The organism is Verrucosispora sp. WMMC514 (genome assembly GCF_027497295.1).
GTDB classification, from domain to species: domain Bacteria; phylum Actinomycetota; class Actinomycetes; order Mycobacteriales; family Micromonosporaceae; genus Micromonospora; species Micromonospora palythoicola.
The window spans coordinates 6,598,105-6,614,769 of the sequence record NZ_CP114906.1 but is presented as its reverse complement, the minus strand read 5'-3'; the positions used below and the strand labels follow the sequence as shown (position 1 = coordinate 6,614,769).

The window sequence follows — 16,665 nt, the reverse complement described above, 5'->3', positions numbered from 1 at the left end:
AGATTCACGTGGCGCGATCGGTTGCGTATCGTGGATCGGTGGCCGAGAGATCTGCGCCGGGTGCGACAGCCGTGTCCGGCTCGTCGGCGGAACCACCGGAATCGGGGGACGGGCGGCGCGAGCTGCCGCCCGCCGTACTCGTGCGGTTCCGGGCGGGGGATGCCGATGCGCTCGGCGAGGTCTACGACCGCTATTCGCGTTCGGTGTGGGCGGTCGCCATGACGGTCACCCGCGCCGACCACCTCGCGCAGGAAGCACTCCAGGAGACGTTCATCCGGGCGTGGAAATCGGCGTCGACGTACGACCCGGAGCGGGAGCTCGGTCCGTGGCTGTTGACCATCGCGCGGTACACGGCGCTCGACCTGATCCGCCGCGAGCTGCGTCCCACCCGGGGTGGCCACGAGGCCGAGCAGGACGCGGTGGTGGAGGCACCCGACCTGGACGTGGCATGGTTGTCCTGGACGGTGCAGGAGGCGTTGCGTCAGCTCGCCGAGCACGAGCGGGAGATCATCCGGCTGTCGTTCTTCGACGACCTGACCCACGCGCAGATCGCCCAACGGCTGGACCTACCACTGGGCACGGTCAAGTCGCGCTCGCACCGGGCGCACCGGCGGCTGGCCGAACTGCTCGCCCACGTCAGGGATCCACCGCAGCTGGACGACGGAGCGAACCAGACCGGCACCGGGGGACGAACAACAATCGGTAGAGCGGGCAGCGAGGGGAGGAGCGACGGGTGAGCACCGCACCACAGACCGACGGGGGCGCAGACGATCAGCTCGTGGACCTGCTGACCGGGCACCTCGACCGGCACGCGAGGCGCACCCCGGGGCGGAAGAAGGCGGCGGCGCAGAGCGCCGACCCCGCCCTGCTGGCCGCCGTGGCCACCGAGTTGCGCGCCGAGACCACCTGGGCGTCCGGTCCACCGCCGGCACTCCGGGACAGCATCCTCAGCCGGGTACGGGCGCACGCCGCCGAGCAGCCCGTCGCCGAACCGGTGCCCGAGCCGCGTTCCGCGCCGGAGCCGCGGGCCGTGCCCGAGGCGGTGCCCGCGCCGGAGCCGCCGGCCGCGACCGGGCCTCCGACGGGCGGCGCGGCCACCCCGGTAGCCCCGGCGGACCCCGGCCCGCGGTGGTGGCAACCGGCGTGGTGGCGTCCCCGGATGGGCCGGCTCACCTGGGCGCTGCCCGCCGCCGCCCTCGGTGCCGCGGTGTTCACCGCTGGTGTGCTGGCGGTCGACCGGATGCTCGACCCGCAGCCGCACGCCGACGTCTACGCCGCCGCCGGTACGGACCTGGCCCCGGCGGCGCGGGGCAAGGTGTCCGTCGTGGACACCCCGTCGGGGGCATCCATCGTGCTGGAGCCGGTGGGTCTGCCCGCGGCGGCCCCGGGCTCCTACTACGCGGCGTGGCTCAAGGGACCGCGCGGCACCGTACCGATCGGTTCCTTCCACGAGCGCCGCAGCGGCGTGCCCATCGAGCTGTGGAGTGGGGTGGACATCGCCGACTACACCACCTTCAGCGTCACCCTCCAGACGGAGGGAGCGCCGCCGACCCCGTCCGGCCTGGTGGTGCTGACGGCGGCACTGGACTCCTGACCCCAGCAGGCTGGCGCGGTCCACCGCTACCGGTGACCGCGCCAGCAGGACAGCTCCGCCGCTCGTTCAAATGTTGGCCCACACCGGTGGTGCCGGCGGCGGCTGGGGTGCCGGGGGCGGGTCGCCCGGCTCCGGCAGCCCCTGCCGGTCCCGCAACTCGGCGCGGTACTCCTCGTACGCGGCGGTGTAGTCACGTTCGGCCGCCGTGGCCTCGCGACAGGTCTCCGCACGCTCCCGGCAGGTGACGGCGAGCTGGGTCAGCTCCGTGGCGACCTGGTCGAGGATGGTGGCCGCGGCGTCCAGCTCGTCGGTCACGATGTCGGTCAACTGACCACCGATCATGGAGCCCGCGCCGATCGCCGCCCGCGCCGGCTCCATGAGCGTGCCGGCCATCTGGGCTGCCGCGTCCAGGACGCTCGCCGCGGCCTCGTAGTCCTCCGCGAATGGCACTTCGACGCTCCCTTCCGGTGCCGGTCACTGCGCGGGGCCGGGGCGTCAAGACCAACCCCGGCCCCCGGCACGGCGACCCACCACTCAGACCCGGGTGATCCCGGTGTTCATGATCTCGTCGAGCTGGACGGCCTGCGCGTCCATCGCCTGGCCCAGCGATCCGGCCGACTCGCCGGCCGCCACCGCGACGGCGTTGAACTGGGTGGCCACCTCGTTCAGTTCGCCACCGAGGCGGGCGAGGTCGGCCCGGAAGGTCTCGAAGATCTCCTGGACGCGTACCGTCGTCTCGTTGACCCGTGCGTCGAGCTCCACGCCGACCTCCTCGGCCTGGGCCCGGTTGGCGCCGGTCCACTGGACGCCGCCGAAGCTCGTGGTAACCGAGCGGGACTCCTGGCTGACCGCCATCAGCGCCGAGACCACGGCGGTCTGGGCGTTGGTGATCTGCTCCTGGAGGCCGGCGACCGCACTGTCCGTCGTCGAGACGACGTTGCCACCACAGGCGGCGAGGTTGTCACCGAGGCTGCGGTACGCGATGGCGTGCTGCTGGATCTGGGCGACGTCGCCGCCGAGCATTCCGACGTTCATGGCTGCTTCCTCCCGATGTGTTCTTCCCGGGCGACCGGTGTCGCCTCGGTCGTCTGCATTCGCCGCCGGGCACCGTTTCGGTTCCCTGGCTCACCAGTCCGACCAGCCGTCGTCGGCATCCAGGTCCAGCGGCGCGAACTCGTCGTCGCTGATGGCGATCCCAGGCACCGACTCCAGCTGCGGATCCCAGGTCAACGTGTCGAACGCCGGTCCCAGCAGCGTCGGCGCACCGTCGTCGTACGTTGTCGAGGGCTGGGTCTGGGCCCAGAAGTCGTCGTCGAGCCCGAAGTCCACGGTGGTGCCCTCGGGTGCCCCCAGTCCGATCATGGTGTCGTAGGCGGTGTGGTACAGGTCGGGCAGTTCGTGCTCGGAGATGTCGTCCCAGCCGGCCCGGTCCGTCGCTGTCACGGTGCCGTAGCGGTAGAGGTCGTCCGGTGGCGGCACGTACGCCCGGCCGGAGTCGACGGAGAAGCCGTCCGGCAGGCCACTGTGGAGATCGAGGTCGAGGTCGCTCCCGGGCCGGACGTCCGGGGCCGGGAAACCGGGCCGGTCGGCGAACGCGGGGTCGAACGGTGACCGGAACTCGTCGCGTACGTCGAAGGCCAGCAGGCTGCCTGGCGGCGCCTGCTGTGCGACGAGCACGTCCGCGGTGGACACACCGGCGAGTTCGGCGATGCGTTCCACCGCGAGGTCGCCGCTGACCGGGTACTTGACGCTGACCAGCGCGCCCGCGCCGGTGGCCAAGCCGTCGGCGAAATCGCTCTGCTCGGCGAGCCGGAACCCGTCGCTGTTGGCCCGGAACCCGACGGCGCCGATGAAGGGGATGTTCACCGCGGCCATCCCGTCGAGGGCGACGGTGGGTAGCCGCAGATCCAGGATCGGGCCGAGATTCACCTCGCCGGCGATCGAGGTGACCAGGCCGTGGTGGCCGGCCTGGTAGGAGATGCCGGCGATGCCGCCGATGGTGAGACCGTCCACCGGGGCCGTGTCATTGTCGATCAGGAGCACACCGTTGCGGACCCCCACGTAGACCGACTCGGACGCCCGGTGAGGCCCCTGCGCGGAGGCGCCCCAGCCCACGATGTTGAGGATCGACTCCTTGGTCCGCGCGCCGCCGTCGAGGACGTGGTTGGCGACGAACGCCGGGTTCTGCGGCGCCGCCCAGACGAAGGACGGGTCGCCGGCCGGCGGCACGAACAACTGCCCGATGGGATGCAACGGTGGCTCGACCGGCAGCGGGACGTGGAACGGCGATTCCGCGCCACGACCGAGATCCTCGGGAAGGTTGATCCGACCCGGCTCCTCCGACGTGCTGGCGGTGGCGGTGAGGAGCAGGTCGCCGGTGGGACCGCCGAGCAGCGACGCACCGGCCAGACTGGCCAGGCGCGTCCCACCACCGATGGCCGAGTCGTCCAGTTCGTCCAACCGGCTCTGCGGCATGTCCTCGGGACGGTCGAGGAAGAAGAGCAGGTAACCGCCGGGGAGCTGCTTGAGCCGTCCCGGGGCTGGGGCCATGCCACCCGGGACGCTCATCGCGCCGGGTGTCGAATCCGGCCCCAGTCCACTGTCGCCGCCGTACACGGTGCCATCGGGACCCACGACCGTCGCACCTGGCGGAATGAACTGCATTCCCGGCTGCAGCGGTATCGGAGTCGTCGAGCCGGGCAACGTCATGGTCGGCTGCCCGGCGGCGGGACCACCGGTGGCCTGTGCCAGGACGAACCCACCGCCGAGCGTGTCTGCTCCGGCCCCGCCCGCCAGGGTGCTCTCCCCGGCCCCGCCCGCCAGGGTGCTCTCCCCGGCCCCGCCCGCCAGGGTGCTGATTGCCGGGGCGCCGCTCGGTGGAGTCGTCCCAGCCGATCCTGGCAGTGCGCCGAACCTCGTGGGCGCCGCGGACGTCGTGGTCGCGCCGGCAGACAGGACGAGCGACTCTCCCCCGGTGGCGGGACCGCCGGCTACGCCGGTCGGTCTCAGCGCGTCGAGCACGTCGCGGAGCCGCTGCAGCACGACCGGGGCGGCCAGCCTCGGGTCGACGCCCCGGAACACGCCTTCCAGCACCACACCCACCTCGGCGACGCGTTGCGCGATCACGGCCGCGTCCGGCCCGGCCGGCGGCGCGGTGCGGATGATCCGCAGTGCCTGGGCGAGTGCCTGGCCGGCGGCGAACGGACGCCCCGCGTCGACCGCGGCGACGGCCTGTGCCAGGTTCGCCGCGATCCCGGTGCCTTTCGCCAGGTCGGCCAGGTCGGTACGGGTCTTGAGGTCGAAGTCGAACGCCGTTCCGGCGACGGTTTTCGGGTCACCGAGGACACCCCTGGGGTTCAGCAGTGCCGCGGCCCCGGCGGAGACCACCGAGAGGCCGTTGCCGAACGCGGCCAGCGCGTCGCCTCGGTCGAGAGCCTGGATCACGCCGGCTGCCGGGGTCACGAGACGGGCGACGTCCCGTACGGACGTACCGAGCCGCACCAGGTCGAATGCGAGGTTCCGGTCGATCAGGTCGAGGCTCGCCAGCAGTGGTCCGCCGTTGCCCAGGACGCTGCCGGCGGCGCCGAGCCCCGCGGTTATCGCACCGACCACCGTCTTCGCCTGGGACGCCTGGAACACCGAGGCACCGATGTCGAAGGCGCGTTTGGCGTTGCGCAGCACGTCGAGGGTGGTGCCGGCGTCGAAGAGACCGCCTGCGATGCTGCTCTGCCCCACCAGCTTCGCCGCCCCGGCCGCCGTACCCAGCAGGTCGGCGCCGGCGGTGAAGGCGGACAGGCCCGCGCCGATGGCGCCCAGCCAGTTGCCGTCGATGGCGTGGCTCACCGCCTCCACCGCGTTGGCCGCCAGGGTGGCGATCCCGACGGCCTGTAGGCCGGGTACGACGAGACTGGCGACCCCGAGCGCGATCTTGCCGATCTGGAAGATCGCCTTGAACGGGTTGTCCTTCCAGGCGGTCACGATGGCCTTGCCGATCGACTTGACGGTGTCGAAGACCCGGGACAGGAAACCCTTCTTCTTCTTTTTCCGCCGGCTGATGTCGGTCAGCACCCCGAGGTCGTCGAAGGTGATGGAGAGCTTGTGTTTGCCGAGGTCCTGACCGCGGCCACCGGGGATGCCCCACTGGCGGGCGAGGATCAGGAACTCGGGGCTGCGCTCGACGGCGTCCCGGCTGCGCATCCGGAGCCGACCCCGGCCGAGTGCGTCCACGACGTTGCCACCCACCACGGCGGTCAGCTCACGTTCGGTGAGCGCCGGTGCTCCGACGACGGCCAGCGACCGGAAGGCCGCGACCACCCGGTTGACGCGTTCGCGCAACCGCGGCCCGTCGGCCGCGCCGCGCAGGTAGCTCAGCGCGCCCACGAACTGGGCCTGGACGGTCGGCGACTGGGCCATCGAGCGGGGGATCTGACTCGCGACCAGCGCGAAGAGCTGCTGCTGGACCGGCTGGGTCAGCTCGATGGGTGTCGCGCTGCCCAGATCGACCCCGGCGGCGGTCATCGCCTGGTCCACGAGCCCGGCCAGGCCGACGGTGAACGACTCGTCGATGGCCCCTGCCGTGCGGCCGAACCGCAGGACGACGTCGATGCCCGCCTCGTTGAAGAACGCCGTCGGTTCGGTGTCGCCCTCGAACCCGGTGGGCAGCAGCGCGCTCTGCACCATCCGGTTGGCGCGCAGGAACGCCACCGCGGCCGCGAACCGGGCCGCCGGGGTCGCCGCCGCGGCACCGGGGTCGGTCCAGCCGACCCGTGCGGCGAAGGTCAGGGTCTGCTCGAGTTGCGTGTCATCGGGCGCGGTGGTGTCCCGGCCCACGAGGTGGGCGGGCAGCCAGTCGGCGATCGCCGCGAACTCGATCTCGGCGGCGGTGATCTTCGCGGCCAGCTCTGCCGGTGCGGTCTCGGCGGTGGCGAAGTCGTGCGTGGCCAGCACGTCGCCCAGTCGCGGCAGGTCGGCCGCGCGGGCGAGACGGTGGTCCAGCTCGACGGTGCCGGCGACCCAGTCCAGCAGTCGCTGCGGGTCGGCCAACACGTCGTCGACAGTTCGTCCGTCGGACCAGAAGTCCTGCCAGAACACCTCGGTGGTGCGTTGCTCGGCCCGACGCCGGAACAGGCCGAGGAAGCCGCGACCGGCCTGCTCCCCGTCCGGCGGCGGCACCGGCGGTCCGACGTGTTCGATGCCCAGCGCGAGGGCCAGCACTCGCAGGTCGGGAAGCAGCTCGGCGGGAAGGTCGGGTCGCTGCCCGGCCAGCAGCGCCGGCACCAGGACCGGCGACAGGCGAGCGAGCGCCGCGTCCAGCGCCGCGTTCCTGCCGGTCGGGGCGAGGCCGACGAGGAAGGCTCGTAGATCCCGGGGGCCGGCGAATCCGAGCAGCGCACCGAGCACACTGCCGAGTTCGGCGGTGGTCGCACCGAGGCCGGTGGCCACCCCCCGGGGGTCTGTCGCGAACTGCTCGGCGAGGTCGGCCTTGTCGATGACCCCGGCGCCGAGGGTGGCGAACCCGTCCTGGACGAGGGCGAGCTGCAGAGGTGCCTGGCTGGTCAACTCGGCGAGGTTGAGCGCGCCGACGACCTGGCGCCGTACCGCTTCCGCGCGGGTCGCGGTGTCGCGTAGCACCCCGCCCAGCGTCCGTGCGCCCTGACTGTCGATACCGACGTACGCCATCGTCCGGCTCCTTCCCCCAACGCGTCCCCAGGCGAGGGTCACGACAGCCGGGGTTCGCCGTGGCGGCACGGACCGGTTCCCCCATCCGCGCCGGGAACCGCGCAGCGGGTGGCCGGCGAATGCGGGATGTGCGGGCCGTCCGGTCCGGCACATCCCACCTCACCGGCCTTCGGAGGTCACCATGTCCACCCAGGTCAGCGCCGCGCCCGCAGGTGGCGCGACACCGATGTTCGACGCCGAGCAGGCCCGCGGTGACGCCGCCCGCCGGTGGGCCGGCACCCCACTGGCCACCGAGCACTGGCTGGAGCAGGCGAGCGGTTTTCCGGGTGGCGACGTGTCGCTCGATTCCACGGAGGCGGCCACGGTCGTCGCGGCTGCTCGGGGCTACCGGCTGACCCGTGGCCACCTGGCGGAGACGGTCGCGTTCGCCGAGTTCCTCGCCGGCGAGGCGCTCACCGCCGAGGAGCGCGCCGAGCTGGAGCAGGATGTGGTGGATGCGTTCGAGGACTCGCCCAAGCGGGCGTTGCGGTCCCTGCGTCCACTGTCCGGGGGAGTGCGGCGGGTGGCCGCCCTCAACCCGGTGCAGCGTGCGCAACGCCGGCTCCAGGCACTAACCGCCAGCTACCTGCTCGAACTGCGCCGTCAGGCCGACGGGCACGAGCTGAGCCCACTGATGGTAGCGGTGAGCCGGCACAACCCGGTGGTACGGCACTGGGCGTCAGCGGGAGTGGTGCTGGTCGCCGACGCGCTGGCCGCGCGGATGGAACAGCACCGGCTGGTGCTGTGCCTCGTCGACCGCGAAATCGACGCGCCGGCTCTGCTCGCCGAGCGCCTGCTGGCCCGCGCGGAGCAGGCAGGCCGGCTGGAGGTGGCCGAACTGGCCGCCTCGGAACTTCGTCTGCTGTTGCTGCGCGCCTGGTTGACCGACCTCGGCACCAAGGCGCTCGCGACGGTCCGGCAGGACGTCGCCCGGGCGGTGCAGTCCGCGCTCGACGTGGACATCGTCGTGCAGCACGTCGGCTACCGGGCGGCACTGGAGGTGGCGGATCAGGCCGACTGAGCCGGTGGCGTTCCGCGCCCGGATCCCCGTCGCCGCACCAGCCGGTCGCGGCCAGGTACCCGCGCCGCGTCAGGTCCCGCCGCCGACGGTCGACGTCGACCTGGCCCGACCGCCGGAAATCCGGATCCCGGGTCACCCTTCGGGGCGACCCGGGATCGGCGTTGCCGGTCAGCGCACCTGGTCGCCCTCGCCGGTACGCGCCTGGGCCTGGTCCACGCCCTTGTCGATGTGCTGGTCGTACTTGCCGCCGGTGCGCTTGTTGGCCATGTCACCGGCCCGCTCCAGCCCCTGGTCGACCTGCTTGTCGTGCTTGTCCGCGAAGTCCTTGGCCTTGTTCATGAAGTCACCCACGATGGTCCTCCTGTTCCGGGGATACCTTCGTCGGGTTCCCTCGGCGCGGCGCCGCAAACGCCGGCAGACCGGACGTGACGTCCGGGCCGCGCCAGCATCGGAGTGGTCACCACCGCCTTGCCTGTGCTGGACGACCGGCACGCCGGCCGGCCGTCCAGCACGGGTCGTGCTCAGGCGGCGGTGCACACCGGGGTCAGGCCGGTGGCGGTCCCGACGCCCTGGAAGCCGAACTCGGTGGACTGGCCGGCGTTCACCGAGCCGTTGTAGCTGACGTTGCTGAACTGCACGGTGCCGCTGCTGCCGGAGCGGTTGGCGTTCCAGGCGTTGGTGACGCTGGCTCCGGAGGGCAGGGTGAGTTGGACGCTCCATCCGCTGATCGGCGCGGTGCCGGCGGTGACCCTGACGGTGGCGACGAAGCCACCGGTCCAGGAGTTCAGCGAGACCGTCGCGGAGCACCCGGTGGCCGGCGGCGGCGTGGTCGGCGGGGGTGGGGTGGTCGGCGGCGGTGGCGTGGTCGGATCGACCGGCGGCGTGGTCGGTGGGACGGACGGCGTCACCGGCGGCGTGGTCGACGGCGGGGTGGGGTTGCGGCCCTTGTTCAGCTCGTCGAGGACCGCGTGGTAGGCGGCCTTCTTCTGGTAGCTGCCGTTGCCGCCGGTGAACAGCAGGCCCCGCTCCGAGGAGCGCCACGACTCGCTGTCGGAGATGCCCCAGACCGTGATGCCGGTGCACTGTGCGACGTTCAGGCAGGCCCGGACGACCTTGCGGTAGTTCTCCGCCTGCCCCGCGCCGATGTCGTTGTTGCTCAGGTCGTCGTCGATGTCCAGCTCGGTGATGTGCACCTCGACGCCGAGGTCGGCGAAGCGCTGGATGTTGGCCTGGAGATCGTTTGTGATGATGCTGTTCGGGTTGTCGTTGAAGTGTGCCTGGAACCCGACGCAGTCGATGTACTGCCGGTAGTTGCGGACGATGTCGTACAGGGCGTCGGCCTTGCGGTTCGGGGTGCCGCCCTGGACCGTCAGGCCGTCGACGTCGTAGTCGTTGATGCAGAGCTTGGTGGTCAGCCCGCCGGCCTGCACGACCTGCTTGGCCCGGATGAACGAGTCCCGGATGACGTCGGTGTCGCCGGCGTCGAAGAAGTCACCGTCGCCGTTGGCGTCCCGGTTCATGGTGTGCGGCCACTGGTTGCGCCGCCGGCCGGTGTTGTTGTCCTCCAACGCCTCGTTGACGACGTCCCAGTAGGCGATCCTGCTGCCCCAGCGGTTGATGGCGTTGCCGATGAAGGTGTTCAACGTCGCCTGGCTGGCACCCTGCAACGCGCCGGCCTGCGAGTGCCAGACCAGCGTGTGGCCGCGGACCAGCATGTTGTTGCTCTGGGCGTGGTTGACCAAGGTGTCCGCGCCGCTGGTGTTCTGCAGCCCGCCGCTGGAGGTGGCGATCCGGTCCGGCTTCATGTCGTTCTCGGGCGTCAGTTGGCTGAACTCCTGCCCGACGATCGGGTAGAGCCGGTTGGGTGAGGCGGCGACGCCGAAGAACAGCCCGGCCTTGGCGGCTGCGGCCCGCAGCGTGGTCTCGGCGGCCACGGCCGGGGCGCTGGACTGAACCACCACAGCGCTGCCCATCAGCAACAGCACCGCCGTCGGCAGAGCTGTTCGAGCAACCTTTCTACGGTGCCGCAGGTCGCTGTGCACGGGTCCCTCCTTGGTGCCGGACGTCATCGATCGACGTGGGTGCATGCCCCGGACGGTCAGTCTCGATATCGACCGGCCGCACTGTCAACAACTTCCGGAAACGTTCCGGAAATCTTCTCAGCGTGGGCCGCTCGGCTGCACCAGGCCCGTTTCGTAGGCGACGATGACCAGTTGCGCCCGATCACGTACCGCCAGTTTGGTCAACAGCCGGCCGACGTGCGTCTTCACGGTGGCCGGGCTGAGATTGAGGTAGGTGGCCAGTTCCGCGTTGGACAGGCCGCGGGCGATGAGCGTGAGCACTTCCCGTTCCCGCTCGGTCACCGCCTCCAGCCGTCGCGGCAGCGGCCGGGCCGGCTCGGGTCGACGCGCGAACTCGTCGATCAGCCGGCGGGTCACCGTCGGCGCGAGCAGCCCTTCGCCGGCGGCCACCACCCGGATGCCGGCCAGCAGATCCGTCGGCGGGGTGTCCTTGAGCAGGAACCCGCTGGCTCCGGCGCGCAGTGCCCCGTAGACGTACTCGTCCAGGTCGAAGGTGGTGAGGATGACGACCCGGGTGCCGACGCCCGTCGGGTCGCCGCAGATCCGTCGGGTCGCCTCGATGCCGTCCATCTCCGGCATCCGTACGTCCATCAGCACCACGTCCGGCCGGTGCTCGGCAGACAGCGCCACGGCCGCTGCGCCGGTGTCCGCCTCAGCGACGGTGACGAGGTCCGGTGTCGAATCGACCAACAGCCGGAAACTGCCACGCAGCAGCGCCTGGTCGTCGGCGATCAGCACCCGGATCACGCGGTCACCCGGTAGGGCAGCCCGGCCGTCACCACGAAGCCGCCGCCGGAGCGTGGACCGGCGTGGAACTCGCCGCCGTGCATTGCCACCCGTTCCCGCATGCCGATGATCCCGTGCCCCTCACCGACGGTGGCGACCGGCCGGCGGCCGTCATCGGTCACCTCGACCCTGACCTCGCCAGGGGTGACGATCACCGTCGCCCGGCAGGTGGCCGGCGCCGCGTGCTTCACCACGTTCGTCACCGCCTCCTGCACGATCCGGTACACGGCCAGACCCACCGACTCCGGCACCGCTTCGGCTGATTCGTCCCGTCGCACGTCGAGACGGACGTCGACACCGCCGATCGCGGCCTGCCGGGCGAGCGCGGGCAACTCGTCCAGTCCGGGTTGCGGGGCGTACGGGGTGTCCTCGCGCAGGACACCGAGCACCCGGCGGACGTCGGTCAACGCGTTGCGACCGGTCTCCTCGATCACCTTCAGGGCGGCTCCCGCCTCGCGCGGGTCGGTCTCGGCGACGTGGTTGGCGACGGCCGCCTTCACCACGATGAGGCTGAGCGTGTGCGCGACCACGTCGTGCAGTTCCCTGGCCACCCGTAACCGCTCCTCGGCGGCGGCCTGGCGGACCAGGTGCTCGCCCTGACGGACGGCGAGGGCACGGCGCTCCCGGACCAGCCAGCCGATCATCCCGGCAGGCACGACCATGACGGCGGCGTAGCCGACCGCGCCGGTCCGCGACCAGAGATCACTCTCGGTGAATATCAGCGCGATGCTCACCAGCGCGAGACAACCGGCGGCGCAGAGCACCGACCGGTGCGTGCTCGTCGACACGGCCACCGAGTAGACGGACAGTCCGACGGCGAGCCCGGGCGCGGCGGCGGCGTAGTTGGGAACCACGCCGCTGACCAGGGCAACGGCGGCGACACAGCTGATCACGACGGCGACCGTGATCGGCCATCGGCGCCGGACGCCCAGCGGCAGCCCGAGGGCCATCCCGACGAGCACCGACACCCACAGCGGTTCGTGCACGCCACCGCGCAGCGGCGATTCCAACGCCGCGTACGGGCCGAGCAGCCCGCCGACCGCCACGGCGAGTACCACGTCCACGGTGGCCAGTTCCGCCGGCCGGAGCCGCCGGGTCAGCAGGAAGGCGGTCACCTGCCCGAGCGTATCGGCCGCCTGGACCGGGCGCGTCCACCCGCGGGTGGTCATCCTCAGGCAGGACGTCGGGTGCGTTCCGGGATCCCGGATCCGCTCCGGGGCGGACCGGAAAGTGTCCGCTCCGGCACGACGCCCGGCACCCGCCGGAGCCGGCACCCTGGCGGTCATGACCACACAGACGGTGATCCTGACCGGGTTGAGCGCCAGGTACGGCACCGGCGCGCGCCGGGTGACCGCGCTCGACGACGTGACGACCAGCTTCGCCAGCGGCACGTTCACCGCGGTGATGGGCCCGTCGGGCTCGGGCAAGTCCACCCTGTTGCACTGCGCCGCCGGGTTGGACAGGCCCACCGAGGGGACCGTGATCATCGACGGCAGGCGCCTGGACGAACTGGGCGAGGACGAGGTGACTCGGCTGCGCCGCGAGCGGATCGGCTTCGTGTTCCAGGCGTTCAACCTGGTGTCCACGCTGACCGCGGCGCAGAACGTCGAGTTGCCGCTGCGTCTGGCCGGGCGGCGTCCCTCGGCCCGGGACGTCACCGCCGCGCTCGACGCCGTCGGACTGACCGGTCGGGCCGGGCACCGGCCGAGCGAACTGTCCGGCGGCGAGCAGCAACGCGTCGCCGTGGCCCGGGCGTTGATCACCCGTCCGGCGGTGGTCTTCGCCGACGAACCGACCGGGGCACTGGACAGCGCCGCGTCCCGGCAGATCCTTCGGCTGCTGCGCGCACTCGTCGACGACCACCGGCAGACCGTGGTGATGGTGACCCACGATCCGATCGCCGCCGCGTACGCCGATCGGGTGCTGCTGCTCGCCGATGGCCGCATCGTCGACGAGCTGACCGGCGGGATCACCGCCGCGGTCGTCGCCGCGCGGATCGCCGAACAGGAGACGGCTCCGGCGGGAACCACCGGGGAGCGGTCGTGCTGAGCGTCCGACGGCCGGTGAGCGCGTTCGTGGTCGTCGCCGTCGGCGTGGCACTTGTCGCGGCGGCCACCCTGCTGCTCGCCTCCGGACGCCCGCAGGTGCCCGACCGGCTGGCGTACGCGGCAGTCGTCGTCCAGAGCCCGGAGGCCGGTGCGCCGGCCGAATCGTTCGCGCCGACCAGGCCCTGGTCGGCCGCCCGGGCGGCGGAACTCACCAGCATGCTGGCCAAGGTGCCGGGCGTCACCGCCGCGGTACCGGACCGGACCTTCTACGCCCAGGCGCTTGTCGACGGCCGGCCCCCGCCCACCGCTGGCCAGCGAGAGGACGCCCACCAGGGGCACGGCTGGTCCAGCACCCGGCTGGGTGGATCCCGTCTCACCGCCGGCGAGCCACCCCGGCAGGCCGGCGAGGTGGTCGTCGACCGTGCGCTCGGGCTGCCTCCCGGCGGGCCGGTCACCCTGCTCACCGCGGCAGGGCCGCAGTCGTACACCGTCACCGGTCTGGTCGACGCGCCCGGCGTCTACGTCGCGGACGAGGTCGCCGCCGCGCTCGCGCCCGGCGTCCGGGCCATCGGTCTGCTGGTCGCGCCGGGCGCCGATGCCGAGGACGTCGCCGCGGCGGCTCGCGGCGTCGTCGGTGGCGACGGCCGGGCGCTGACCGGCGACGAACGTGGCGCGTTGGAGCCTCGGGATGACGCCCGCACCCGCTGGATCGGCATGCAGGTGCTCACCGCCACGGCGGCTCTCGCCGGGTTCGTCACGGTCTTCGTGGTCGCCTCCGCCTTCGCCTTCACGGTCGCGCAACGCCGCCGTGAGCTGGGTCTGTTGCGCGCCGTCGGGGCCACGGGTCGTCAGGTCCGCCGCATCCTGTACGTCGAGGCGCTCGGCGTCGGTGTCACGGCCGGGCTCGCCGGGCTGCTGGTCGGCGCGGCGCTCGCGCCGGTGCTGGGTCGACTGCTTGTCGACGTCGGGTTCCAGCCGGCGACCTTCCGGGTCCGCTACGAGTCCTGGCCGGTCGCGGTGTCGCTCGCCGCCGGGCCGGTGATCGCGCTGCTGGCCGTCTGGTCGGCGTCGCGTCGAGCGGCACGCGTTCGCCCGCTGGAGGCGTTGCGTGCGGCGGCCGTGGAGCAGCGGCCGATCGGACGGCTACGGATCGCCACCGGGGCACTGCTCGTCGCGGTGGGGGTCGCCCTCAGCCTCGGCACCGCCACGTCCGACGACGCCCGCAGCGCCGCCACGTTCGCCCTCTACGCGGTGATGGCCCTGGTGGCCGGTGTCGCGGTGCTCGCCCCGGCGGTCGTCGGCCCGGTGGTGCGGATGCTGCGGGTGCCGGTGCGTCCACGTGGCGGTGCGATCGGCATGCTGGTCCGGGCCGGGGCGTTGACCGCGACCCGGCGGACGGCCTCGATCGCCGCTCCGGTACTGCTCACGGTGGCGTTCGCGGTGCTGGTCTCCGGCATGGTGCGCACCACGACGGCCGCCTACGCGGCGGGCCGGGCCGACAACGTGAACGCCGGCTGGATCGTCGTGCCCGACCGTACACCCGGCCTGTCGGACCAGGCCGTCGCGGCGACCGGGGGAACCGCCCTGCTACCGACCACGGTCTTTGTGAGCGACCCGAGCACGCCGCCGGAGAACCGGCCACTGACCGCACTAGGCGTGGACCCGGCGGGTTTCGCCGCCGCGAACCGCGCGCTCACCGTCGTCGCCGGCTCCCTCGGCGGCCTCGGCGGCGACGACACGGTGGTGCTCACCGCCTCGGCGAACCGACAGCCGACCGAACCGTACGCGCTGGTCTTCGCCGACGGGGAGCTGGTGTCGTTGCGCGTGGTCGCGGTCGTCACCGACGACTCGATCCCGGGCGACCTGCTGCTGCCCCGGTCCGTGGTGCGGGAGCACGACCCCTCGGCGCTCTCCTCCGTGGTGTACGTCCGGGAGCGGATCGATCCTCCGGCCGGAGCACGGATTCTCGACGTTCCCGGGTGGGCGGCCGAGGCGGACCGTGCGGAGGATCGTCTCGTCTGGCTCGCCACGCTGCTGCTGATCGGTGTCTCGGCCGGCTACGGAGCCGTCGCGGTGGCGAACACGCTGCTGATGGCCGCTGCTGGTCGGGTGCCCGACCTGCGGCTGATCCGGCTGGCCGGAGCGACCCGCAGGCAGGTCATCTGGCTGGTCACGGCGGAATCCGCCCTGGTGGTGCTGATCGGCGCGCTGCTCGGCGGTGCTGTCGCGTTCGTCGGCCTGCTGAGCATCCGTGCCGGGCTCGCCGAGCAGGCCGGTGTACCGGTCGACCTGGTGGTGCCGTGGTCGGTGGTAGGCGGGGTGGTGGGCCTCTGCCTGCTGCTGGCGGCGCTGGCGAGCGCGCTGCCGACCTGGCGGTCACTGCGTCATCGGGCCGCGCGGCCGCCCGTCGACGTCGTGGGGTGAAAGTGGTGGTTCGTCGTACGGGCAGGGCTAGGCCGTCGCGTTGAGAGTGGGGCCGGCAGCGTGCCTGTCCGTTCCGCAGGGGTGGGTGTCGGTGGGCGCTGAGCGGGTCGCGTACAACGATGCCAGGAGGTGTAACCGGTCCGCGTCGGCGCTGCCGGGCTCGGCGGTGAAGACGAGCATGACGGGGCCGGGGTTTCCCGGTAGGGGATAGGTGTCCCAGTCCAGGACGATGTCGCCCACCTCGGGAATCCGGAAGGTCTTGCTGCCGCTCACCGACTCGCGTACGTCGTGCTGCGCCCACAGCCGCCGGAACTCGGCGCTGCGGATGCTCAGTTCGCCGACGATCGCGGTGGCGCGTGGGTGGCTGGGGTCGGTGGCGACGGCGGTACGCATCATGCCGATGTAGTCCAGCGCCTGCCGCTCCCAGTCCGGGCAGCTGCGCTCGCCGGTCAGCGTGTCGTCGAACAGCAGCAGGAGCATGTTGAGCCGGTCGGCCGGGTAGGCGTCCGGGTCGCCGAGGAGCGCCTGCGCCATCGGGTTCCAGTCGAGCAGGTCGAGATGCCGGCCGAGGATGACCGCAGGGGTGTCCATCACCCGCAGCAGGCGTCGGGTGCCCTCCGGTACCCGCTCCGGATCGCGGTGCACGCGGGCGGGCGTGGGTCGGCGGGCGGCGTGGGCCAGGGTGAACAGGTGCCGGCGTTCCTCGTGGTCGAGACTGAGCGCGCCGGCGAGGGCGTCCAGGACGTCGTCGGACGGGTGTACCTCCCGGCCTTGCTCGATCCGCTGGTAGTAGTCGGTGCTCAGCCCGGCCAGCAGGGCCAGCTCCTCGCGCCGCAGCCCGGTGACCTTGCGCCGGCTGCCCGGCTCCAGGCCGACGTCGTGTGGACGCAGCCGGCCACGCCGAGCGCGTAGGAAGTCGCCGAGCTCCCGAGCGTACGGACGGGGACCTGTCATGCCGCAAGTGTGCCGTGGCCCGGACCGCCGAAGGTAGGT

13 protein-coding genes are annotated in these 16,665 nt (G+C 72.4%); 5 read left to right on the top strand and 8 right to left on the bottom strand.

Annotated elements, in window-relative coordinates; translation table 11 throughout:
- Window positions 1-38: 38 nt before the first annotated feature.
- Both O7597_RS30505 and O7597_RS30500 read left to right on the top strand, forming a co-directional pair.
- A complete protein-coding gene (locus O7597_RS30505) occupies window positions 39-737 on the top strand; it encodes a sigma-70 family RNA polymerase sigma factor (protein WP_281581507.1) in 699 nt (232 codons plus the stop codon).
- On the top strand, window positions 734-1,594 hold the full coding sequence (locus tag O7597_RS30500; protein WP_281581506.1) for an anti-sigma factor: 861 nt from the start codon (window positions 734-736) through the stop codon (window positions 1,592-1,594). Before O7597_RS30505 ends, O7597_RS30500 begins: the two co-directional genes overlap by 4 nt.
- A gap of 66 nt (window positions 1,595-1,660) precedes the next feature.
- On the opposite strand, the gene O7597_RS30495 is transcribed toward O7597_RS30500, so the two are convergent.
- The 3 genes from O7597_RS30495 to O7597_RS30485 all read right to left on the bottom strand — a co-directional run bounded on the left by O7597_RS30495 (window position 1,661) and on the right by O7597_RS30485 (window position 7,273).
- Entirely contained in the window at window positions 1,661-2,044 is a 384-nt protein-coding gene (locus O7597_RS30495; RefSeq protein WP_269742139.1) for a hypothetical protein, read from the bottom strand.
- A gap of 84 nt (window positions 2,045-2,128) precedes the next feature.
- Window positions 2,129-2,629: a hypothetical protein gene (locus O7597_RS30490; RefSeq protein ID WP_281581505.1), complete on the bottom strand. Its 501-nt coding sequence runs from the start codon at window positions 2,627-2,629 to the stop codon at window positions 2,129-2,131.
- A gap of 90 nt (window positions 2,630-2,719) precedes the next feature.
- The gene (locus tag O7597_RS30485) at window positions 2,720-7,273 is read right to left on the bottom strand and encodes a hypothetical protein (protein WP_281581504.1); all 4,554 of its coding nucleotides are present in this window, start codon (window positions 7,271-7,273) and stop codon (window positions 2,720-2,722) included.
- Window positions 7,274-7,454: 181 nt separating this feature from the next.
- Here O7597_RS30485 and O7597_RS30480 point away from each other — a divergent pair, with 181 nt between their 5' ends.
- Window positions 7,455-8,333, top strand: coding sequence for a hypothetical protein (locus tag O7597_RS30480; RefSeq protein ID WP_269742136.1), 879 nt, complete (start codon window positions 7,455-7,457; stop codon window positions 8,331-8,333).
- A 168-nt stretch (window positions 8,334-8,501) separates the two neighbouring features.
- On the opposite strand, the gene O7597_RS30475 is transcribed toward O7597_RS30480, so the two are convergent.
- The 4 genes from O7597_RS30475 to O7597_RS30460 all read right to left on the bottom strand — a co-directional run bounded on the left by O7597_RS30475 (window position 8,502) and on the right by O7597_RS30460 (window position 12,315).
- Entirely contained in the window at window positions 8,502-8,684 is a 183-nt protein-coding gene (locus O7597_RS30475; protein WP_281581503.1) for an antitoxin, read from the bottom strand.
- Window positions 8,685-8,854: 170 nt separating this feature from the next.
- Entirely contained in the window at window positions 8,855-10,375 is a 1,521-nt protein-coding gene (locus tag O7597_RS30470) for an endo-1,4-beta-xylanase (RefSeq protein ID WP_269742135.1), read from the bottom strand.
- Between the two features lie 117 nt (window positions 10,376-10,492).
- A complete protein-coding gene (locus O7597_RS30465) occupies window positions 10,493-11,161 on the bottom strand; it encodes a response regulator transcription factor (RefSeq protein WP_269742134.1) in 669 nt (222 codons plus the stop codon).
- Window positions 11,158-12,315: a sensor histidine kinase gene (locus O7597_RS30460; protein ID WP_269742133.1), complete on the bottom strand. Its 1,158-nt coding sequence runs from the start codon at window positions 12,313-12,315 to the stop codon at window positions 11,158-11,160. The genes O7597_RS30465 and O7597_RS30460 overlap by 4 nt, the downstream gene beginning before the upstream one ends.
- A gap of 169 nt (window positions 12,316-12,484) precedes the next feature.
- Here O7597_RS30460 and O7597_RS30455 point away from each other — a divergent pair, with 169 nt between their 5' ends.
- The gene (locus O7597_RS30455) at window positions 12,485-13,249 is read left to right on the top strand and encodes an ABC transporter ATP-binding protein (RefSeq protein ID WP_269742132.1); all 765 of its coding nucleotides are present in this window, start codon (window positions 12,485-12,487) and stop codon (window positions 13,247-13,249) included.
- Complete coding sequence (locus O7597_RS30450) at window positions 13,243-15,672, top strand: FtsX-like permease family protein (RefSeq protein WP_281581502.1); 2,430 nt, start codon at window positions 13,243-13,245, stop codon at window positions 15,670-15,672. Before O7597_RS30455 ends, O7597_RS30450 begins: the two co-directional genes overlap by 7 nt.
- Before the next feature lie 27 nt (window positions 15,673-15,699).
- Here O7597_RS30450 and O7597_RS30445 read toward each other — a convergent pair whose 3' ends face one another.
- Complete coding sequence (locus O7597_RS30445) at window positions 15,700-16,626, bottom strand: helix-turn-helix transcriptional regulator (RefSeq protein WP_269742130.1); 927 nt, start codon at window positions 16,624-16,626, stop codon at window positions 15,700-15,702.
- Window positions 16,627-16,665: the final 39 nt, after the last annotated feature.